This is a genomic window from Coprococcus intestinalis, from assembly GCF_023656595.1.
GTDB classification, from domain to species: domain Bacteria; phylum Bacillota; class Clostridia; order Lachnospirales; family Lachnospiraceae; genus Coprococcus_A; species Coprococcus_A intestinihominis.
Genome location: NZ_JAMOKJ010000001.1, coordinates 128,099 through 150,393 on the forward strand (window position 1 = coordinate 128,099; position 22,295 = coordinate 150,393).

General features: G+C 48.4%; 19 protein-coding genes. 11 read left to right on the top strand and 8 right to left on the bottom strand.

Going from position 1 to position 22,295, the window contains the following annotated elements:
* The first annotated feature begins 36 nt into the window (after positions 1–36).
* Positions 37–1,518 carry a hypothetical protein gene (locus NBH03_RS00560; RefSeq protein ID WP_250795640.1) on the top strand — a complete coding sequence of 494 codons (1,482 nt, stop codon included), beginning with the start codon at positions 37–39 and terminating at the stop codon, positions 1,516–1,518.
* Between the two features lie 259 nt (positions 1,519–1,777).
* Here the strand turns inward: NBH03_RS00560 and NBH03_RS00565 are convergent, their stop codons facing one another.
* Positions 1,778–2,110 (bottom strand): DUF6363 domain-containing protein, encoded by a 333-nt coding sequence (locus tag NBH03_RS00565; RefSeq protein ID WP_250795645.1) that lies wholly within the window; start codon positions 2,108–2,110, stop codon positions 1,778–1,780.
* Positions 2,111–2,813: 703 nt separating this feature from the next.
* Here NBH03_RS00565 and NBH03_RS00570 point away from each other — a divergent pair.
* The 8 genes from NBH03_RS00570 (at position 2,814) to NBH03_RS00605 (ending at position 12,803) form a co-directional block, all read left to right on the top strand.
* Complete coding sequence (locus NBH03_RS00570) at positions 2,814–3,023, top strand: helix-turn-helix domain-containing protein (RefSeq protein ID WP_227083672.1); 210 nt, start codon at positions 2,814–2,816, stop codon at positions 3,021–3,023.
* Positions 3,010–3,564, top strand: coding sequence for an RNA polymerase sigma factor (locus NBH03_RS00575; RefSeq protein WP_227083692.1), 555 nt, complete (start codon positions 3,010–3,012; stop codon positions 3,562–3,564). Before NBH03_RS00570 ends, NBH03_RS00575 begins: the two co-directional genes overlap by 14 nt.
* Positions 3,551–3,904: a DUF4179 domain-containing protein gene (locus NBH03_RS00580; RefSeq protein ID WP_227083674.1), complete on the top strand. Its 354-nt coding sequence runs from the start codon at positions 3,551–3,553 to the stop codon at positions 3,902–3,904. The genes NBH03_RS00575 and NBH03_RS00580 overlap by 14 nt, the downstream gene beginning before the upstream one ends.
* Positions 3,891–4,508, top strand: coding sequence for a hypothetical protein (locus tag NBH03_RS00585; RefSeq protein ID WP_250795653.1), 618 nt, complete (start codon positions 3,891–3,893; stop codon positions 4,506–4,508). The genes NBH03_RS00580 and NBH03_RS00585 overlap by 14 nt, the downstream gene beginning before the upstream one ends.
* Complete coding sequence (locus NBH03_RS00590) at positions 4,505–5,146, top strand: PrsW family glutamic-type intramembrane protease (RefSeq protein WP_227083678.1); 642 nt, start codon at positions 4,505–4,507, stop codon at positions 5,144–5,146. Before NBH03_RS00585 ends, NBH03_RS00590 begins: the two co-directional genes overlap by 4 nt.
* 117 nt (positions 5,147–5,263) lie before the next feature.
* Positions 5,264–5,644 carry a hypothetical protein gene (locus NBH03_RS00595; RefSeq protein ID WP_250795655.1) on the top strand — a complete coding sequence of 127 codons (381 nt, stop codon included), beginning with the start codon at positions 5,264–5,266 and terminating at the stop codon, positions 5,642–5,644.
* Positions 5,641–12,096 carry an InlB B-repeat-containing protein gene (locus NBH03_RS00600; protein ID WP_250795669.1) on the top strand — a complete coding sequence of 2,152 codons (6,456 nt, stop codon included), beginning with the start codon at positions 5,641–5,643 and terminating at the stop codon, positions 12,094–12,096. Before NBH03_RS00595 ends, NBH03_RS00600 begins: the two co-directional genes overlap by 4 nt.
* 29 nt (positions 12,097–12,125) lie before the next feature.
* Positions 12,126–12,803, top strand: a complete 678-nt coding sequence (locus NBH03_RS00605) for a DUF5640 domain-containing protein (protein WP_250795677.1) — start codon at positions 12,126–12,128, stop codon at positions 12,801–12,803.
* Between the two features lie 182 nt (positions 12,804–12,985).
* On the opposite strand, the gene NBH03_RS00610 is transcribed toward NBH03_RS00605, so the two are convergent.
* The 7 genes from NBH03_RS00610 to NBH03_RS00640 all read right to left on the bottom strand — a co-directional run bounded on the left by NBH03_RS00610 (position 12,986) and on the right by NBH03_RS00640 (position 20,035).
* Positions 12,986–13,840, bottom strand: coding sequence for a patatin-like phospholipase family protein (locus tag NBH03_RS00610; RefSeq protein ID WP_250795681.1), 855 nt, complete (start codon positions 13,838–13,840; stop codon positions 12,986–12,988).
* 329 nt (positions 13,841–14,169) lie between these two features.
* Positions 14,170–15,069 carry a dihydrodipicolinate synthase family protein gene (locus NBH03_RS00615; RefSeq protein WP_250795690.1) on the bottom strand — a complete coding sequence of 300 codons (900 nt, stop codon included), beginning with the start codon at positions 15,067–15,069 and terminating at the stop codon, positions 14,170–14,172.
* Positions 15,069–15,962, bottom strand: coding sequence for a 2-hydroxy-3-oxopropionate reductase (gene garR, locus NBH03_RS00620; RefSeq protein WP_250795693.1), 894 nt, complete (start codon positions 15,960–15,962; stop codon positions 15,069–15,071). Before garR ends, NBH03_RS00615 begins: the two co-directional genes overlap by 1 nt.
* 85 nt (positions 15,963–16,047) lie before the next feature.
* Complete coding sequence (locus NBH03_RS00625; RefSeq protein WP_250795697.1) at positions 16,048–17,223, bottom strand: mandelate racemase/muconate lactonizing enzyme family protein; 1,176 nt, start codon at positions 17,221–17,223, stop codon at positions 16,048–16,050.
* A gap of 48 nt (positions 17,224–17,271) precedes the next feature.
* Positions 17,272–18,549, bottom strand: coding sequence for a TRAP transporter large permease (locus NBH03_RS00630; RefSeq protein ID WP_250795702.1), 1,278 nt, complete (start codon positions 18,547–18,549; stop codon positions 17,272–17,274).
* Entirely contained in the window at positions 18,546–19,025 is a 480-nt protein-coding gene (locus NBH03_RS00635; protein ID WP_250795711.1) for a TRAP transporter small permease, read from the bottom strand. The genes NBH03_RS00630 and NBH03_RS00635 overlap by 4 nt, the downstream gene beginning before the upstream one ends.
* The gene (locus NBH03_RS00640) at positions 19,025–20,035 is read right to left on the bottom strand and encodes a TRAP transporter substrate-binding protein (RefSeq protein WP_250795714.1); all 1,011 of its coding nucleotides are present in this window, start codon (positions 20,033–20,035) and stop codon (positions 19,025–19,027) included. The genes NBH03_RS00635 and NBH03_RS00640 overlap by 1 nt, the downstream gene beginning before the upstream one ends.
* 198 nt (positions 20,036–20,233) lie before the next feature.
* On the opposite strand from NBH03_RS00640, the gene NBH03_RS00645 reads away from it, so the two are divergent.
* Positions 20,234–20,893 carry a GntR family transcriptional regulator gene (locus NBH03_RS00645; protein ID WP_250795716.1) on the top strand — a complete coding sequence of 220 codons (660 nt, stop codon included), beginning with the start codon at positions 20,234–20,236 and terminating at the stop codon, positions 20,891–20,893.
* 55 nt (positions 20,894–20,948) lie between these two features.
* Complete coding sequence (locus NBH03_RS00650; RefSeq protein WP_250795718.1) at positions 20,949–22,271, top strand: sodium-dependent transporter; 1,323 nt, start codon at positions 20,949–20,951, stop codon at positions 22,269–22,271.
* The last annotated feature ends 24 nt before the right edge of the window (positions 22,272–22,295 follow it).

The following is a 22,295-nucleotide window of genomic DNA, read 5'->3' on the forward strand; positions in this document are numbered from 1 at the left end:
GCTATTGAATTTGATAGATAACAAAGGGGTATTATTATGAATGCATATGGAACTGTATTAAAGCAGCTGATCCAGCTGACTGGTTCGAAACTGTCCACAATTTCAGATGTGATTGGTTATGACGTATCTTACATAAGCAAATGGTGCAACAAATCCATGCTGCCCGCTGCCAAGATGGCCCCGGAGATCAACAGAAGCATGGCTTCACTTTTTGCTCAGGAGATTTTGAGCCAGGAAATTCTGGGAGATTTTGAAAAGACTTTTTCAACAGAAGTCTGTCCGGACAATCTCGAGAACACCATCTATACTTTATTAAAGGAGAACTACAGCAGCTCCAGCAGTGAAGCTTCCACGGAATTGAAGCAGCAGACCACCTATAAACCGCGCATTCTGACGCTGGCCAATGATATTTACAATTTCTTTGATCATGAACTGCCGCAGATGCTTCTGAATTATGATGATACTCTGGATGTCTTATGCACACTGGATGTCTGTCGCTTTGCCATGGACAGACCTTCCAATGCCTACTCCCATCTGACAGCCAAGCACCCGGTCAATGTGAAAATCGGTATTGACACAGATCTTCTCTATGCCGACAACAATGACGGACTCAAAGCCCTTTACTATTTTATCAATGCAAACCGTGCCATTTCCTTTGATTTTTATGACAACACCCTCATGCACACATTGAATACCATTGTAGTGAAGGACCGCGTAGCCATTATCTGTGCCCTTGACCAATACAATCGTGTCACTGTAGCCAGTGTGATCTTCGATCCTGAGAAAGTGAATCAGATCTATGTCCGCACGTTGCCCGCTTTCCGTACATCAGATCTTCTGGCCCATGCAACAGAACAGCTTGAATTCTACCAGCACGGTTATCGTACAGACTTTTATACCAAGGACAACTTCCAGTTTCTCCTGACGCTTGGCTTTGAATATCTGCTGCCTCAGGAATGCTGGGATAAGATCATCAACGTTGCCAAAGAAGATTATCATGATGAATTTATGGCCCTTATTGTGGCTCAGCTTCAAATCACATGGGAAGAGATTTTTGAGAAGAATACATTGGATTTCTATGTACTGAAATCCTCTTTAATGAAGTATATTGATGATGGTGAGATTATTTTCGCAGATGTGATTTATCATATGACACCGGAAGAGCGCAAGCTGCACATCGAGAATGTACTGGCTCTTTCCAAAAAGAATCGGAATATCCAATTCTATGTTGTCGATGACGAACAATTAGTCAACAAACAACAGATGATACAATTCTCCATTTTCAACAATCGTAAAAAGCTGTTCCTGAAGAATCCGGGGCGCTATCATACAGACGTCGGTCCTTACTTTTATTCTGTCCTCTCTGACCAGCTGATCCAGAGAATCAGCAGTTACCTGGACGATCTGAAAAATGCCGATTACTGCAGCCACTACGATGCAGAAAGCCTGCAGACATTTTACGATAAATACAGCTCCCTTGTCCATCGAATGATCGATTTGAGTGCTTTCAAAAAGTAAGACGAGTACGATCCCATAGTTTAATAAAAGGATTCAAAATAAGTCTATTCTTCACAGGCCGCTCTCACTGCCAGCGAAGAATAGACTCATTTTAAATCCTTCCCTTAATATTTGACCGTACTCTGTTTATTTTAAAAGCGCCTTTAGAGTTAAAGGCATTTCAATGTTTTTTGAGCAGCACGCCATTGAACTTTTCAAAAGCACTCTGGCCAGTAATCGAATATGGCACTCTCATGGGCAAAGCTTTACTCTACAACACTTATTTCATAAAAGCCTTCAGTTTTTCCTGATGTGCATAAAAATCCCTGATGCCCATCTCATAAATAGCCTCTTCCTCCTTGGCATCCATGCTGTAAGTGCCGCCGCCAAGTACGTGTTCCGGTGCAAAAACAAATACTTTACCTGACTTTTCCAACGCAAACATTTTATCCTGGCAGGCTTTGTACATGATATGCCTGTGATCCAGTGCTTCGATGATCTTCGGATACTTTCTGCATAATCTCTTGTAAATAAACCGATCTCTCTCCGGCTCCTTCACAAAATCATGGGGCTTGGTCAAAATGACAACCAGCTTGTCACAGCCGTCATCCATGGCTTTCTGAACAGGAATAGAATCCGATACACCGCCATCTATCTAAAAGCCGTCTTTGATACAAGCCCATTTGCGGAAATGGGCAGAAAACGGCTTGAAATAAGGGCTTTTATGCTGTTTTCAACGCTGCTGCGGAAGCATTTTTCGGTATTGCCGATGCGGTGGATTATTCGACAATGGCGGTTTGAACCCGTCCGCAGTTAAAATAAAAAGGTATATGAATAATAAAAAGGTTGAGTAATACATCGCCACATATAAGCCGCATAGAACCTTGTCATACGAAGGGCGAAGGGGGAACGGAAATGCTCCTGTCTGCCTCGCCAAAAAGAGAAATATAAAACGGGGGCGAAGCAATGAACCGTCCAAGCTGCTTGAAAGCAAATCGACCGTTGCTTTTTCTTCCTGCCGCGAAAACAGCCGAGAGTGACCACCAAATGCAGGATATGTACAGGCTGAACAAAACTGCATGAATTGACTTCACTCAAATATGACACAGCCCTGATCATGGAGAAAAATCTGCAAATATATCCTCTGTTTCGGATACTGCCGGACGAATATGCAACACCGTCTCCCGATTATTGATCGCAGATGAATTTGACGACCCCGAAAAAACTTCGTGCAAAGTCGTCCGTGTGGGCTTGCTTTTATTCGGATATTCGTATATGATGTAATATGTTGAGTATTATCCATGCGGAGATGCGGTATGAACGGGATCAAGGGCTATATCTCCATTCGGGAGGCGTCTTACCGTTGGGGCGTGTCAGAGCGGCGGGTCAACCAGTATTGCGCCGAGGGGCGGATCTCCGGCGCGGCCCGGTTCGGGCGTTCATGGGCGCTCCCGGAAAACGCGGAAAAGCCGTCCGACCCGCGCAGGAAAGCCACGGAAGGAGGCGGTGGATATGATCTCCGATAAAACCGCGTACCGGCGGTATCTGGACGGCGAGGAGAAGGCTGCCGACCTGCTGGTGGAACGCTACGGCGATGCGCTGACGCTTTACATAAATGGATACATAAAGGACATTCACGAGGCGGAGGATCTGATGATCGAGGCCTTTTCACAGCTTTTCGCAAAGGAGCGGCCGATTGAGGGTGAGGGCAGTTTTAAGGCATATCTCTACAAAATCGCTCGTCACCTTGCCCTTCGGCATAAGCAGAAACACCGTCTTGTGTTTCTGTGCTTGGATGAGTTGGACTTTGAGCCGCGGAGCGACTCCCTTGCAGAGACGGCTATGCTCCGCAGCGAACGAGACCGCCAGCTTTATGACGCTCTCGAAAAATTAAAGGCGGAATACCGGGAGGCTCTTTATCTGGTCTACTTTGAGGATATGAGTTACCGAAACGCGGCAACGGTCATGAACAAGAGTGAGAGCCAGATCACAAAACTGGTCTACCGTGGAAAACAAAGCCTGAAAGTAATTTTGGAGCAGGAGGGATTTACTTATGCGGACAAGTAAGGAGCGTGCCCGCCTGATCCACAGGCGGACAGCGGAAATCAAACAGGAGCGTCGAATAAAAAGACAGCGCCGACTGGATGCGGCGTGCATGGCGGCCTGCCTGTTTTTGGTGATCGGCATCGGCGCGCTTATGCCGGGATTGATGAGAAACACAGCGGACGGCGGGATTGCCCACCCTTCGGGGACGGCAAGTCTGCTCGGAAGTCATGCTGCACTGGGTTATATCATAATGGGGCTGCTGGCGTTTCTTCTTGGGGTTTGCGTGACGGTTCTTTTGTACCGTCTGCATCGGAGATATGAACGACAGAAGCAGGAGGATGCCGGAGATGGAGAGCTTTGAACTCATTGACAACTTCTTTCAGATCGTGGTGCTCCTTTGTGCCGCCGCTGCCGCAGGCATTTTTGCTCTGCGGCGCAGGAGCCGTGATCTTTTGATCCTGTCCCTCGCCTATGCCTGCTTCGCCATGGGAACAATATACTATGTGCTGTATCTGGTCATCATCGGTATCTGGCCGCAAGTATTTTATGTGGCGGAGATCTCATGGCTGGCTGCGTGGCTTTTCTACCTGTCCGCACAGATTTTGCGAACGGAGGGGATGGAGTGCCGCTTTTCGCTCCCTGCCGGAGCCACCGCGGCGGTCATTGCGGCGGTTGCTTTTCTCGACCACGATTTCGGCCCGTCTTATCTTATTTCCGCACTGTTTTCGCTCACGGCGGGTGCGATCATGTATCTCTCGGTATCTCATATACAAAACGGCAGCTTGTACCGAAAAAGAGACTTTTTTATGATCATCTGCGTTATGTTGCAGGTGTTGTTATATTTGATTTCTAATTACACGCACGACTACACACGCTTTCAGCTCTACTACGCTGTAGACCTTGCGCTGACGTTATCCATGGCGGCGCTGCTGCCCCTGACACTGCGGGAGGTGAAGCGAGCTTGACCTATATTGAAAACATTTTCCTCTGCCTTGCGCTCCCGCTGATCTTATCCCTGTTTTTCATGAAGGGGCGCGTTCGGCGCTATGCGCTGTTTTTGACCGTCGGTATGGCCGTTTGCCTGCTCAGCGCCTATGTCAACAGCTTCTTCATGGGGCAATATGGAGTGGATGGCACCGTTGCCGCTATCGAGATCACACCCGTATGTGAAGAAGTCATGAAACTGCTGCCACTGCTGTTTTTCTATCTGATTTTTGAGCCGGAGCCGAAAGAGATGCCTGCGGCAGCCATCGCCATCGCCGTTGGTTTTGCTACCTTTGAAAATGTCTGCTACCTGACGGAAAACGGCGCGGCCAATTTCAATTTTCTGCTGATCCGCGGGATCTCCGCCGGAGCACTGCATCTTCTCTGCGGCGTTCTTTCCGGCTTCGGTGTTTCTTATGTCTTTCGCCGCCGTTGGCTGGCAGCGACCGGCGCTGTGGGCATTCTCGGCGCCTGCATCGGCTTCCACGCCATCTATAATCTGCTCATCACAGCGGACGGTGTGTGGAAAACGGCGGGATACCTCTTTCCGTCGCTGCTCCTCCTCTGCCTATACGCAGCAAAGCAGCTGCTGCCAAGAGGGAACATTTCCTTTGAATAAATACAGATTTCGTGTACAGAGCCGTCCCAAATTCGGGGCGGCTCAATTTTTTTGAATTTTTTTCGATTTTGGGTGGAAGGATTTTGGATTTCATGTCTTTTAAGAAGTAGAGGGTCGTTGATTGACCCTGGAAACAAAAAGCGAAAGGAGGCATTGACAATGACCGGCAGAACGGAGCGCCGGGTTCGGGAGATCCGGCGACGGACGAGGCAATACAGGAAGCGGCACGAAAGGCGCGTGCTTTCCACCTTAAGCGTGTGCAGTCTGCTTCTCTTTGCCGAGATCGGTATTCTTTTGCGGAAGGTACAGTCAGGCGGCGTCCCCACCGTGGCGGACAGTTATGGCTCTGTGCTGCTGCGAGGAGGCGCAAGCGCATACATTGTGGTCGGCATCGCCGCCTTTGCGGTAGGGGTGACAGTGACCATGATCTGCATCCGATGCAAAAAGAAAAAAACGATCCGCATGGAGGATGCGGAAGATAAGGAGGAATCAACATGAAGAAACGACTGCTCAGCATCCTGCTCATGTGCTGTATGGTGCTGACACTGCTGCCGATGACAGCGTATGCAATGACCCTTACAGTCCGTCCGGTTGAGATATCAAGCAGAGAATACGCAACCGTTGATGATCTGGAAACCAACTCTGGCGCAGTGATCACCCTTGGCAAAAACAGCCGTGGGCGAAACGGTAACCAAAAGTGGTATGTCTTTGGGAAAGATAATGGAGTGAACGGAAGAAATACGGTGTTGTTTGCCGCAACCAGCTTAACAGATCCTTCCGGATACGAACAAAGAGAGGTATTCCAGCGAGTCCTGGGAGCAACTAGAATCGATTATGATTCATCATGGGGAAGCAGCTATACAGATGGCGCTGCCGCGCCGACAGAGGTTGATATCTCGTATTATGCGGCAAGCTATTCGCGTTGGCGCCTGAGAAACACCATTGCTCATGATAATAAACTGTTCAACCGTGTTGAGAAAGCCCTTTTAAACGAAACGCCCTACAAAAATACAGACCTCGGAAACAACAACCGCGTCTATACGCTCAAAGATAAGCTGTATCTCCCTGCCATCAAGGCATCGGAGGAAGATACGATTTATATTGGCTCTAACGATCAGATTCGGCTAAAGAGCATTCGGGTACAGAGCACTCAGGCCGATTATTGCAACGCGGCCTGGTCGCGCACTGCCTTTGACCACCAAAACGTGTCCGCCTATAGCGTTAGCATTGACAGCAGCATCTATACCGGAAAAAAGCTGGTTCACAACTTCTATACGGACCAATTTGGGACAGACCACGTGGTCTGGGGAGATACGGCGGCTATGCTGCCGGCGACAAATCTGGATCTGGATAAAGTCCTCTTTGCCTCCATGGTTCCGATTCAGGAAGAACTCAGCAGCGGCAGCGGCGCGGGTGAAGTTCGGACCGGTTCCGTTGATGAAACAAGCATAAATTACCCCATGACGCTTCGTCTGGACGCAGAGCAGCATGGTAAAAATTTAGGTGAGCTATATGTCAACCGGGAGAAGGGCGAGATCTATGCCAAAAGCAGTTTGGGAGGCCCTCGTCAGCCCAGAGTCTGGCTGGTCGTGCAGACTTCCTATATGGATGTCAACAACGAGCACACTTTCTCCCGCTACTGGTGCAAGGACATCGGCAATGATTCTGAGCTTACGGATGAATATGGGTTCGTCCATGTCAAATTGGACGATATCGTATTTGGCAATAACATAACAAAGCTGTCATCTCTGGATAATTGCAAGATCTGGCTGGAAGCATCCTTTGATAATGCGGCAAATTCGGCGTCTTCTGCCGTCTATACCTACGCCGTAGAGCCCAAGCCTCTGCCGGAGGTAACGGTCACCACCATCACCAAATTCTTTGATCCTGAGTCGGGCGAGGAGCTTACCAGCGCCAGCTCCACTGAGACCAGTACGATCCATGCGGGTGACACCTTTACTTACAGCTATAAAAATAAACCGTACATCTCACCTGACAAGATCGTCAACAATAAAAACAAAGAGGTTCAGCAGGAAACGAGCGATTATTACCTCAAACGCTTTCGTATCGATAACGTCTGGGAGGATCTGACGGTCGAGTTGACCATCAATCATTATTGCGCCGCCTACAGCTGGGATACCGTCGAGGAAACCCCCGCCACCTGCACCGAAACCGGCCTGACCAAGGGCGTGACCTGCACAATCTGCGGTAGGGTCATTGAGGAACGGAAAGAAATTCCGGCTCTGGGCCATGATCTGAAAGTAGTCAACACCGCTACCTGCGACACGTCGGGTCATATCATCAGTACCTGCCAGCGGGAGGGCTGCACCTACAAAACCGTGGTATCCACCCCCGCCCTGGGCCACGACTGGGGCGAACCGGAGACCGTTTCGGCGACCTGCACTGAAGGCGGTCTGGTGAAAAAAACCTGTAAGCGAGACCCCTCCCATGTAGAAACCGTGACCAGCGGCCCGCTGGGCCATGACTGGGAGGAGGACTTCACCGTCGATGTCCAGCCCACCTGCGAGACCGACGGCAGCAAGTCCCGCCACTGCACCCGCTGCGACGAAAAGACCGATGTCACGGAGATTCCCGCGCCGGGCCACGACAGCAGCTGGACCTGCTCCATCGATGTGACCGTCGAGGCTCCGAAATGCGGCACTGTCGTCGAAAAAAGAAAGACCTACAGCCCCGAGCCGCCCCCGGTGGTCACAACGCCGGAGGATGCCCCCTACTGGCTGCTGCGCAGCCAGCACCCGGAGTCTACTGATGCCTGCTGGTGCACGGTTGACGGAAAGACCTTCACGGGGACCATCATCGGCGGCCAGACCTACTGCGCCGAATTCTACCTGGAGCCCAAGGCGGGCAGCCCCTTCTTTGTCCCCGACGAGGAGGATATCCGGGATCACCTAACCATTCACGGCGGTGCGTTGGGGTCGCTGAAACGTTACACCAAGAATATCGAGTTTAACGTCCTCGTGACCGCGGTGCATGACTATGACGAAAACGGCATCTGCCGCGGCTGCGGTGTGGCAGACCACGAGCACAGCTTCGAGGAGGTCTGGTCCACGGACGAGAGCAGTCACTGGCACGCCTGCGCGCAGGACGGCTGCACGGCTACGGAGGACCTCGAGGCCCACAGCTTCGGCGAAGACAACGCCACCTGTGAGACCTGCGGCTACGTCCGTACCATCACCTGCCAGCATGACTTCGGAACCTATCTCTGCGACGATGAACAGCACTGGAAGGAATGCAGAAAGCCCGGCTGCAATGTGGTCATTTCCCGCGGCAAGCACACCCTCAGCCCCTCGTATAGAAACGGTGTTCTGGAGTATTGGTGGTGCCAGACCTGCAACAGCTACGAGACCCATGAGCATGATATCGCGGACGAGTGGAAGACCAGCGGGAGCCATCACTGGAAACAGTGCTTTGTCAGCTCAGGCTATTGCAAATTTGTTTCCGACTATGCCGAGCATGTTTACGACAGCGAGACCGGCACGGAATGCGTCACCTGCGGCTATACCCGCACCATCTGCGGCCACACCTACTCGGAAGGCTTTAACAGTTGGGATGAGACCAGCCACTGGCGCGAGTGTACCAACCCGGTCTGCACAGACCGATCCGGCTCTCAAAAGGACAAAGCGGCCCATACCTTCAACAGCTACGGCGACTGCACCGTCTGCGGCTACCGGCATACCGAGCACGCCTACGGGGAATGGCACTATGACGGTTCCGAACACTGGAAGACCTGCACCAAACCCGGCTGCCAGGCCCAGACCGGGAAGTCCGGCCACACCTACAGCGGCGACATTTGCAGCGTCTGCGGCTACGACCGTTCCATCACCCCGGCTCATACCCATTTCTATGGCGAGTGGAGCCGGGACAGCCGGGAGCATTGGCGCGAATGCACCGATCCGAACTGCCCGGAGGAGAACGGTCGGATCATCAACAGGGATGCCCACGTCTATGACGACGACGCGGACACCACCTGCAATGTCTGCAAATACGAGCGTTCCGCTGCCCCGGACCATTCCGGCGGTCATGTCTACGGCGATTGGAGCTGGGACATAAACAGCCACTGGCACGAGTGTACCGATGCAGACTGCACGGATAAGACCGGCAGCATCAAGGACAAAGCCGCCCACAGCTATGATGATGACACGGATCCATACTGCAACGACTGCGGTTATGTTCGCTCCACCAAATTCAGCCATACGCACACCTTTGACGGCTGGCGCTATAATGCCGAACGGCACTATCGCATCTGCTCCGCCGAAGACTGCCCGTATTGGGGCGAAAAAATGGACAGCGCGCCCCACGTCTATGATGACGATCAGGATGAATTCTGCAACGTCTGCGCCTATGGGCGCTTCGGTACGCAGCATGAGCATACCTACGGCGACTGGACCGCCGATGGCGAAACCGGCCATTACCGCGTCTGCGCCGCTGAAAATTGCCCATACGCCGACAAGGGCCGGGTAACGGAAGCACATAGCTATGACGACGATGCGGATATGATCTGCGACACCTGCGGCTATGACCGCACCGTGACTCCGCCTGCCGAGTACACCGTCAGATTCAATGCCAACGGTGGCGGCGGCACAATGGCAGATGTCACCGGCGTTTCCGGCAGCTACACCCTGCCCGCCTGCGGTTTTACTGAACCGGAAGGCAAGCAATTCAAGGGCTGGTCAACCAGTGCCGACGGTTCGGTTATTTCCGGCACGACCTATGAAGTAAGCTCGGATACTACCTTCTATGCAATCTGGGAGAGTAAAGAGTATTCCATCATCGTAACGGACGGCAAAGCGACAATCGGTGCAGGAAGCGAAATCAGTAAAGCGGCGCAAGGAACAACCATTACTCTGACCGCAAATGCGGCTCCTGACGGTAAGGTGTTTGATAAGTGGGTAGTAGAAAGCGGCAGCACTACTCTTGAAGATGCGAACAGTGAAACCACTACTTTCATAATGCCTGACAGTGAAGTCAGCGTGAAAGCGACCTACAAGAACGCACCTGTCACCACCTATAGCCTCACAACACAGGTAAACGGCGGTCACGGAACGATTTCCGCAAGCAAAACCGGACTGACCGAAGGCTCCACCGAAACGGTTATCTTTACCCCTGATGACGGCTATGAAATCGACATTGTTACTGTGAACGGCGTTGCAACAGACGTACTTTCCAATATCCTGAATGTTACGATGGACGCAGACAAAACCGTTATTGTAACATACAAGGCAATTCCCCATACCCACACCTACGATCAGGAAATTCAGAAGCCGGAAACCCTCAAGTCGGCTGCCGACTGCACCAACGATGAAGTATATTTCAAGAGCTGCTCCTGCGGAGAGATCAGCACAACAGAAACCTTTACTGCAGCAGGTACACAGCTCGGGCACGCATGGGCAAGCGATTGGAGCAAGGACACAGACAATCATTGGAAAGAATGCTCTCGCTGCCACGAAAAGAAGGACGAGGCGGCTCACGATTACGGCAGCGATAACATCTGCGACACCTGCGGATATAACAAGACCGTACCGCATACGCACAATCTGACCCTTGTTCCCGCAAAGGCTCCTACTTGCACGGAGAAAGGCAACACAGCATATTACACCTGCGACGGCTGTGACAAGTGGTTTGAGGATGCAACCGGTGCATCCGAAATTACCGACAAGACAAGCGTAATCCTTGCGGCAACAGGTCATAGCGCTTCCGACTGGAAGTCCGATAATACCGATCACTGGAAAGAGTGCACCGTTGTCGGCTGCGGCGTGATCATCGAGGACAGCAAGGCGGCGCATACCGCCGGTGAATGGATCATCGACACCCCGGCAACTGATACAACCGACGGCTCAAAGCATAAGGAATGCACCGTCTGCGGTTATACGATGGCAACCGAAACTATCCCGGCAACCGGCGGCGGTGAGCATACTCACAGCTACGGCAGCGAGTGGAAGAACGATGCCGACAACCACTGGCATGAGTGCTCCTGCGGCGATAAGAAAGATACAGCAGCGCATACCGCCGGCGAATGGATTATCGACACCCCGGCAACATCTACCACAAGCGGCTCAAAGCATAAGGAATGCACCGTCTGCGGTTATACGATGACAACCGAAACTATCCCGGCAACCGGCGGCGGTGAGCATACTCACAGCTACGGCAGCGAGTGGAAAAACGATGCCGACAACCACTGGCATGAGTGCTCCTGCGGCGATAAGAAAGATACAGCAGCGCATACCGCCGGCGAATGGATTATCGACACCCCGGCAACATCTACCACAAGCGGCTCAAAGCATAAGGAATGCACCGTCTGCGGTTATACGATGGCAACCGAAACTATCCCGGCAACCGGCGGCGGTGAGCATACTCACAGCTACGGCTCCGACTGGAAGAACGATGCCGACAACCACTGGCATGAGTGCTCCTGCGGCGATAAGAAAGATACAGCAGCGCATACCGCCGGCGAATGGATCATCGATACCCCGGCAACAGCTACCACAAGCGGCACAAAGCATAAGAAATGCACCGTCTGTGGTTATACGATGGCAACCGAAACTATCCCGGCAACCGGCGGCGGTGAGCATACTCACAGCTACGGCTCCGACTGGAAGAACGATGCCGACAACCACTGGCATGAGTGCTCTTGCGGAGATAAGGCCGATAAGGCGGCGCACGACTTCAAGTGGGTTGTTGACAAGGAAGCGACCGCAACGCAAAAGGGCTCCAAGCATGAGGAGTGCAAGGTTTGCGGCTACAAGAAGGCGGCAGTTGAGATTCCGGCTACCGGAACACCGACTGAGCCGGGCAAGCCGACTGGTCCGGATTCTCCGCAGACCGGTGACAACAGCAATATGATCCTCTGGATCGCACTGCTGTTTATCAGCGGCGGCGCAGTGATCGGCATCACCGCTTACAGCAAAAAGAAGAAAGAAAACGCTGAATAAATCAGCTGCGAACCTTTGAGCAAAGGGCGGTGACGGACATTGCCGTCATCGCCCTTTCGCTTGGACTGGAGAAGAACCACATGATGCAGGATTATCAATCGAACCGCCCCATCAGGCAGCAACCGCCGGGACGATTCCCGAACGAGTCAGATCGAACGGTAGAGAGAATCAGAAAAAGGAAGAAAAAACAGACGCAGCGCCGTATGGTGCTTTGCGGTGCGATCGCCGCACTGGCGGTAATCATCGTTGGCATTATACTGCTGGCAAAAGGCTGCTCCGGCGGCACGGACGCACTTGCAGGCACATGGGAGTTCGACGGAACGACCACCTATTCCTTTGACGGCAGCGGAAGCGGCGCAATGGAGCTGCCCTCCATATCCTACGATTTCACCTATACCATCGATGGCAATAAGCTCATGATCGATTACGCCAACGAGTCGGTGCGGGATTCCGAGATACATTTCTCCATTTTCAACAATCGTAAAAAGCTGTTCCTGAAGAATCCGGGACGCTATCATACAGACGTCGGTCCTTACTTTTATTCTGTCCTATCTGACCAGCTGATCCAGAGGATCAGCAGTTACCTGGACGATCTGAAAAATGCCGATTTCTGCAGCCACTACGATGCAGAAAGCCTGCAGACATTTTACGATAAATACAGCTCCCTTGTCCATCGAATGATCGATTTGAGTGCTTTCAAAAAGTAAGACGAGTACGATCCCATAGTTTAATAAAAGGATTCAAAATGAGTCTATTCTTCACAGGCCGCTCTCACTGCCAGCGAAGAATAGACTCATTTTAAATCCTTCCCTTAATATTTGATTTGACTGCACTCTGGCAGTGAATTTGAATATGGCGCTCTCATGGGTAAAGCTTTACTCTACAACACTTACTTCATAAAAGCCTTCAGTTTTTCCTGCTGTGCATAAAAATCCTTGATGCCCATCTCATAAATAGCCTCTTCCTCCTTGGCATCCATGCTGTAAGTGCCGCCGCCAAGTACATGTTCCGGTGCAAAAACAAATGCTTTACCTGACTTTTCCAACGCAAACATTTTATCCTGGCAGGCTTTGTACATGATATGTCTGTGATCCAGTGCTTCGATGATCTTCGGATATTTTCTGCATAATCTCTTGTAAATAAACCGGTCTTTCTCCGGCTCCTTCACAAAGTCATGGGGCTTGGTCAAAATGACAACCAGCTTGTCACAGCCGTCATCCATGGCTTTCTGAACAGGAATAGAATCCGACACACCGCCATCGTAGTAAAATCTTCCATCGATCTCAACAGGCCTGCAGGCTGCAGGAATCGCACAGGATGCCATCACATGACGATAATCATCCTTATGCATATCTTTCTTACTGAAATAAGTTGGCTTGCCTGTCTGAGCATCCGTTGCCACCAGCCAGTATTCCATCGGACTTTTCATAAAGGCATCAAAATCCAGCGGATCTGCGCCACCGGAATTGGTCAGTGTTCCATATATATACTGGAGCCCGAAAAGATTACCCGTCTTCAAAAAAGAAGAAAGACCAAAGTAGCCCTTCTCATTAATATGCTCTGTGTAAAAGCGGATATTTCTGCCCCGCTGTCCGGCTACAAAAGAAACCCCATTGGCCGAACCGGCTGAAACACCGATACAATAATCAAAAGTGACGCCATTATCCATCATGGCATCCAGAATTCCGGCGGTATAGGCACATTTCATGCCGCCGCCTTCCAATACCAAGCCAATCTTACTCATTGTCATCAATCTCCATTATTTATTCTATATCACTTATTGTTTTTCCTATTCAACCTGTTTGTTCTGCGATATATTCTAACATAAAATAAAAATCAGATGTCATGACAATTTCTTGATTTTGTCGCTTTCACGACATTTTTGTATACAATTTTTTCAGCTCGTTTTCATATCCGATCAATTTCCAATGATATATCATCTATTCTTCCCATCTGTTAAATGTCAAAACAGCATTGTACAGATAAAAAAGTTGTTCCTATATTTATTTCTATAGAAACAACTTTTTAGGGAGTTATTATGCACTTTTCTTTAGTATATGTATATTTTTCTTTTTAAATCAGACCCGCTTTTTTCATTTCAGAATGCATCTTATCAAAAGCTTTTCCCGGTCCTGTGAGCTTATTCGGCAAATAAGGTGCCCCGACTTTTCTGCCTCTCATCTGTGCCATATCTTTTGCTGCCACTGGGAAGCTTGCAGCATCCATGGCCAGACGGACCGGATTCAGTTTATACTGAGCCTCAAGAGCCCCTTTGATATCTCCGGCTGTATATTTATGATAGATATCCATAATCAGTTCCGGCATAAAGTTGCCTGCTGTACACACACCGCCCACAGCACCGATGCAGAGGCTGGCATAAAGCAGAGTATCTTTGCCGCCAAATACTTTGAAGTCCACATCACGATTTCTGCGAATGAATTCTTCTGTCTGTGTGATATCGCCGGATGTATCTTTCATGCCAACGATATTCGGCACTTCATGAGCCAGTTTTTCAACTAAATCTGCACTCAGTGTGTATCCCACTCTGCCCGGATTATTATAGAGCAGAACCGGTGTTTCAGGAACAGCTTCTGCAATCGTCTTGAAATGTAAGAAAAGTTCCTCTGCATCCGGTTTCAAAAACATCGGCTGCAGAACGGAGATTCCGGTTGCACCGTTAGCTACTGCCATTTTTGCCAGACGAACGCACTTCTTTGTATTGATGGCACCAATGCCAAAGTAGACAGGGACACGGCCGGCAGCCTGGTCTACCATAATCCTGAAGCCGCGTTCCATCTCATCTTCTTCAATCTGGTAGAATTCACCATTGGAACCATAAGCCAGAATTCCGTCAAGACCACCCTCGATCACGTAATCCACCTGGTCTCTCATACCGGCTTCGTCAATTTTCTCATCTTCATTGATCACTGTAATAATCGGTACAATAACACCTTTAATAAATTCTGTATTCATTATTTCCCTTTCACAATTGAAACGCCTGTCATTCTCTCATAGTAACGAACGATATCATCATGATCACAGCTGCCTTCGCCGTGATTCTTCAATTCCTGCATCACTTCCATCATCTGTGCTGTCATTGGTACAGGCATATTGATGGCATGAGAAGCATTTAAAGCATTATTTAAATCTTTGATATGCAGGTCGATACGGAATCCTGGATTATAATTACCTGCTAACATCATCGGCACTTTTGCATCCATAACTGTGGAACCTGCAAGACCACCGCGGATGGCCTGATAGACCAGTTCAGGGTCAGAACCCATTTTCTTTGCAAATGTCATTGCTTCTGCACATGCACCAATGTTAATGGCAACTACCATCTGGTTGGCAAGTTTTGCAACATTACCCGAACCGATTTCACCCACATAAACAACAGATGCACCCATCGCCTTTAATACATCATAATATTTATCCCAAATTTCTTTATTGCCGCCGCACATGATGGAAAGTGTGCCATCAATAGCCTTTGGTTCGCCGCCTGAAACAGGGCAGTCCAGCATTTCAATACCTTTCTTTTCTTTCAGTTCTGCTGCAATTTTCTTGGATTCTACAGGATCGATAGAAGACATATCGATAATAACTGTATCACTTGTTGCCCCTTCGATGACACCACCTTCGCCAAGAACAGCTGCTCTTACATGTGGAGAATTAGGAACCATTGTGATAACAACTTCTACATTCTTAGCCACATCTGCATTGCTTTCCCCAGCATGTGCACCTGCTGCAACAAGTTCAGCCACTGCATCTTTGTTTAAGTCGTTAACATAAACATCATGACCTGCCTTTAAAAGATTCTTTGCCATCGGTTTACCCATAATTCCAAGTCCAATAAATCCTACTTTCATTTGAAAATCCTCCTAAAATTAAATTTGATATGATGATAATTTTGATATGTTTATAATAAATTTTACTGTTACCTAAAAATTATATTTACTTAACCGCATATTTTTCAACCACATCCCAGTCAAGCTCCACGCCCAGGCCAGGCTTGTCTGTGACATAATAATTCATATGTGCATCCGCTTCGATTGGCTCTTTCAAAAGTTCTGTTCTCAACGGATTCTCATTTTCTTCCGCCTCAATAAACGGAATATTAACCTGTGAAGCCGCCAGCTGGATATTGGCTGCTGTCATCACGGCCGAGAAAAATGAGTGCGGTGTATATAATTTATCAAAAGCATGGGCCAATGTTGCGATGTTCTTACATGCTGTAAAACCGCCTGCCCAGCCAAGTGAGGCCTGAACAACATCCATAGCTTCCTCTGCAATCAACTCACCAAATCTCGACAAGCCCTGCTCTGATTCAATACCCGCCACACGGATACTGCCCATCTCCTTTGTCAGACGCTTATATCCGGCGATATCATCGGAACGAATCGGTTCTTCCACCATAAAAATATTATTTTCTTTAAAGAAATCCTTCGCTTCCAGGACATCATTCATATCCCAGGTACAATTCATGTCCACCATCAGAATTTTGTCCGGCCCGATGGTCCGTCTTACAAGGGCGATTCGCGCCCTGTCTTCCTCTGGTGTCAGATAAAAATCACCGTTATTCATAAACTGCAGGCGCATTTTGTGGTTATTGGCTGTACGTCCGATTTTCATTTTGAAAGCCGTAAAACCTCTCTGGAGATAGCCTTCGATTTCACGCTGCAGGTCTTCCAGAGTTTTTCCCGGTGCATAGAAACCTGCGCTGGCATAACCCTGTACCTTATCTGTCACCTGCCCCAGCAGCTTGCATACCGGCAATCCTGCCACCTTGCCAAGCAGATCCCAAAGTGCAACATCAATGCCGCTGATGGCGCCCATCACCATACCTTTGCGACCGTTGGACCAGTTATTCCACATCATTTTTTGATGCAGATACTCGATTTTTGTCGGATCCTCTCCAAGAATCAATGGTTTTAACTGCTTTTCCACAATACTTTTCATAGCCTCCATGGAACCACCGAAGGTGGCGGCTTCCCCGATTCCACAAAGTTCGGTATCCGTTTCAATGAGAATCAGAAAAGCCCCCCTGGCACCACAGCTGCCGCATCCATCTGCAATCCATTGCTTATATGGATAATGCAGGATTATTGTTTTAATATCTGTAATTTTCATAATACTCCCATTTCTGCGCTCTCACGCCTAAATTCAAGACTAATAATTTTACTGACCAAATAAGTGAACAAACAACAGTGACAACTGAGGTACATATGTAACAACCAGCACGCCGGCAATCAGAGCCAGGAAGAATTTAATCAGATACGGCATCATGCCCTCAATCTTAACTTTAGCTGTATCACAGACAACATAAAGGTTGACGCCAACTGGAGGGGTCATCATACCGATTGCCAGGTTGGCCATCATAATGACACCAAAGTGAACCAGGTCGATGCCCAATGTCTGAGCCACCGGGGCCAAAAGCGGTGCCAGAATAACCATGGCTGCACCTGCTTCGCAGAACATACCGATAATCAGCAGCAATACATTGACCAACAGAAGGAAAACATATTTGCTTGCAGATATACTTAAGAAGCCTGCGGCTACTGCCTGAGGAATCTGCTGTTTTGTCAGAATCCATCCAAAAATAGTGGATGCAGACATAATCAGAAGTACTGTTGCCATTGTCATGGCTGAATCTGTCAAAATCTTCGGAATATCGGAGAATTTGATTTCTTTATAAACAAACAATCCGACGAACAAACCGTAGAAGACTGCTACAACCGCCGCTTCTGTCGGTGTGAATAAACCACTGTAAATACCGCCCAGAATAATGACTGGCATCAGAATTGCAAGGATTGCATCCTTGAACGCCTGCCATCTTTCTTTACCTGAAGCCTTTTCACTAGCTTCAAAACCCTGTTTTTTGCACATGAAATGCGCTACCACACAGAGCACCAGACAGATGAAGATACCCGGAAGAAAACCAGCCATAAACAAGTCACTGATGGAAGTACCTGTTGCCACACCATACTGGATTAAACCGATACTCGGAGGAATGATAACCCCCAGCTCTGCGGAGGAAGCAACTGTCGCTGCCGCAAAATTCTTGTCATACTTATGATTCAGCATTTCAGGAATAATAATGGTACCTACAGCCGCTGCTGTGGCTGCACTTGAACCTGAAATAGCTGCAAAAAATGCACATGTAATGATGGCTACCATAGCCAGACCACCGGAAATATGTCCGAATAAACTGTTGCAGAGATTCACCAGACGTTTTGAAATACCGCCGGCACTCATCAGATTACCTGCTAACACAAAGAATGGTATTGCCAGCAATGTGAAGCTTCCGCAGCCTGAAAACATACGCTGGATAACAATGGCACTATGAATATCACCAGATGCCAGAATAGCCAGGATAGAAGAACCGCAAAGCACAAAAGCAATCGGCACACCAATGATGAGTAATACAATCAAACTTATAAATAATATGGCTGTCATGCTTCTTCATCCCCCTTGATCAAATAAATCGTTGTAATAATCTGATTGATCAGCATAAAAACTGACCCCACCGGAATAGCAGCATACATCAGACCCATGGATTGCTTCAAAACCGGCGTAATCTGAAAACAGACTCTTCGAACTGCCCAGAAACCAACACCAATAAGAAATACCAGCATCGCACAGATAATGATACTTAAAACAATCTTCAATGCTTTCTGTCCGCGTTTTGTCAGAGCAGACTGCAGAAATTCAAGACCAACAAGGGAACCTTTGCGAACGCACAGAGCTGCGCCCATAAATGTACTCCAGATCAGAAGATATTTTGAAAGTTCCTCGCTCCATGGAATAGATAAATGTACAATTCTGAAAACTACCTGTGCAAATACAACTACTGACATGACGCTCAGCATGATCATAACAATCCAGCGTAAAATCGTATTGACCACATGGTCTATCGTATGAACCGCTTTCATTACTTCTCCTCCTTTGCCGCTTCAATCTTTTTAAACAGATCACCATATTTGTCTGCATATTTATCATAAACAGGTGCGACGGCTTCTTTAAAAGCTTCTTTATCAACCTCGTTGACTTCCATTCCCGAATCTTTGATAGCCTGCAGTGTCTTATCCAGTTCATCCCCCGCAACTTCGCGTTCATAGTCAACCATGTCATAAAGCTCTTCTTTTACAATTGCTGCATCTTCATCACTTAATTTATCCCACATCAGGTCACTGACCATCAGCGGACATACCGGATAGAAATGCTCTGTCAAAGAGAGATACTTCTGAACTTCATAAAATCTTGAATTATAAATAGTGAACAATGGATTTTCCTGTCCATCCACCGCACCGGTCTGCAGTGCAGTAAATAACTCACCAAAGCTCATGGAAACTGCATCAATACCCAGCTCACCCAGTGAATCCACACAAACAGAGCTTTCCAGTGTTCTCATTCGAATACCTTTTGCATCTTCCGGTGTCTTAATAGGATGCTTTGAATTGGTCATGCTTCGAAAACCAAGATCAAATGTGCCATAGATTTCAATTCCCTGTTCCTTCATCCCGTCAAAGATTTCTTTGCCGGTCTCGCTGTCCAATACCTGAAAGGCCTGTTCTCTTGTATCAAACAGATATGGGAAATTAAATACATCCATATCTGAATCAAAGCCGCTCAGTGTTGCCGCAACAGCCACTGTGATATCAATAGTGCCCAGCTGAAGTCCCTCTGTCATCTCTCGTTCATCACCGAGATTACCGTTTGGCTGAATATCAACAATAACTCTTCCATTTGTCTTATTTTCCACCTGCTCCTTAAAATAAAGTGCCGCTTTATGATAAGGATGTCCCTCGGCCTGTCCGTGTCCGAATGTCAGATGAACGGTTCCGTTGGCACTGTTCTTTTTCTCCCCGATACTTCCGCAGCCTGAAAGAACAAAAACCGCTATCATCAGTACAGCGATGATTTTTTTCCATTTGCTCTGCATATCTACTTCCTCCCATTTGAAAAATCAATTCTTTAATGCTGAATTACAAAATTTTTTAATAAACAACTTCCCGACATGTCATATATTTGTTATACTTAGATAGTATCAGAACTTCGTTAAAAAGAAAACGCATTCATCTTGTATACAAGATGAATGCGTAATATCAGATAAGTGGTGCTTTTATGGGAGATTGTATAGATGATGAAGAAAACAGAAACTAATCTAAAGCAGATTGCCTATGAAACAATTAAAAGAAAGATTATCCATTGTGATTATATGCCGAATGATATTTTGAGCGAGATGATGCTGATGGAAGAAATCGATGCAAGCCGGACACCAATTCGTGAAGCATTAAACATGCTGTCACAGGAAGGCCTTGTCCGCATCATTCCCAAGAAAGGCATCATGGTACTTCCCCTTACAATGAAAGAAGTAGCCATGACTTTTGAAGCCCGCATGCTGATGGAACCTTATATTATCGAGCACTACAGCCAGTATATAGACCATGTGAAGCTTCAGGAACTCCGCAAACAGACAGAGGAGATTCTACAAACGGACATTGCAGACAACGAACATGCTGAAAGATGCTGTGATCTGGATGACGAATTGCACAGAACCATTGCCGATGCCTGTAAGAACAAATACCTCAGCATGAATCTCTCATCCATTTATGACCAGAACATGCGCATCCGTATTTTAGGTGAGCGCAACATCTGGGAGCGCCATAAAATTGCTGCCAACGAACACCTTGAACTCATTAATTATATCGAATCCGGTGATCTCGCCAGTGCAGTTGCCGCCATGCGTGTTCACCTCATTCATTCAAAAGAAGCAGCTTTCGAATCACTGATGCAGTAATCCGAAAGCTACTTCTTTTCATTATAAATAAACGAAACTCTTGAAAGGATATGATATGAGAAAAAGAGAATCTTTTAACAGCCGATGGGGCTTTATACTGGCCTGCATCGGTTCTGCAGTCGGCATGGGCAATATCTGGATGTTTCCAACCCGCGTCTCCCTCTACGGAGGCGGGGCTTTCCTTATCCCTTATTTTATCTTTGTCATCCTGATCGGCTTTACGGGTGTTATCAGTGAAATGAGTTTTGGCCGTGCCACCCGCTCCGGCCCTATCGACGCCTTCGGAATTGCCTGTGAATCCAGAGGACATCGCAAGGCAGGAGAAGCCTTAGGATGGATTCCGGTTCTTGGCGCACTGGCCATGGCTATTGGCTACACCGTTGTCATGGGCTGGATTTTGAAGTATACCATCGGGACTTTTACCGGTGCTGTTCTGGCCCCTGCCGATATTGATGGCTTCGCCGGTGCTTTCGGCTCAATGGCCTCTTCCTTCGGCAATAATTTCTGGCAGACTGCCGCTTTAGTGATCTGCATGATCATTCTGATGTTCGGTGTCGGCAGCGGCATTGAGAAAGCCAACAAGATCATGATGCCTGTTTTCTTTGTCCTGTTCATCATTCTCGGCATTTATGTTGCTTTCCAACCCGGTGCCGTCGATGGATACCATTATATTTTCAGAGTCGATCCAAAGGCACTGTCCGATCCAGTCACATGGATTTTTGCTCTTGGCCAGGCATTCTTCTCTCTGTCTGTAGCAGGAAATGGTACTCTGATCTACGGTTCCTATCTTCCGGATACGGAAGACGTCCCAGCTTCCGCAGCCAGAGTTGCTTTTTTTGATACCATCGCCGCTATGCTGGCTGCCATGGTCATTATCCCTGCCATGGCCACCACAGGTGCACAGCTCGATCAGGGCGGTCCCGGATTATTATTCATCTACCTGCCTCATCTGATCAAAGCCATGCCCGGCGGAAGAATAATTGCTATTATCTTCTTTGCGGCTGTCTTTTTGGCCGGTATGTCCTCTCTGATGAACCTTTATGAGGCTCCTATCGCCACCGTTCAGGAGAAAACCGGCCTCGGAAGAAAAGCATCCTGTCTCGTTATCGCAGCCATCGGCATCGTCGTTTCCATGCTGATCCAGGGCATTGTCTCCGACTGGATGGATGTACTGTCCATTTACATCTGCCCTCTTGGTGCAGGTCTGGCAGGCATTATGTTCTTCTGGGTCCTCGGCAAAAAATATGTAGAAAAGCAGGTCAACACCGGCCGTGAAAAGCCTTTTACCGGGCTGTTCTTCCCAATTTGCAAATACATTTACATTCCGATTTGTTTTCTGGTTTTGATTCTCGGTATCGCACTGGGTGGTATCGGCTAAAAAGGAGCCTGTACAGCATTTTCT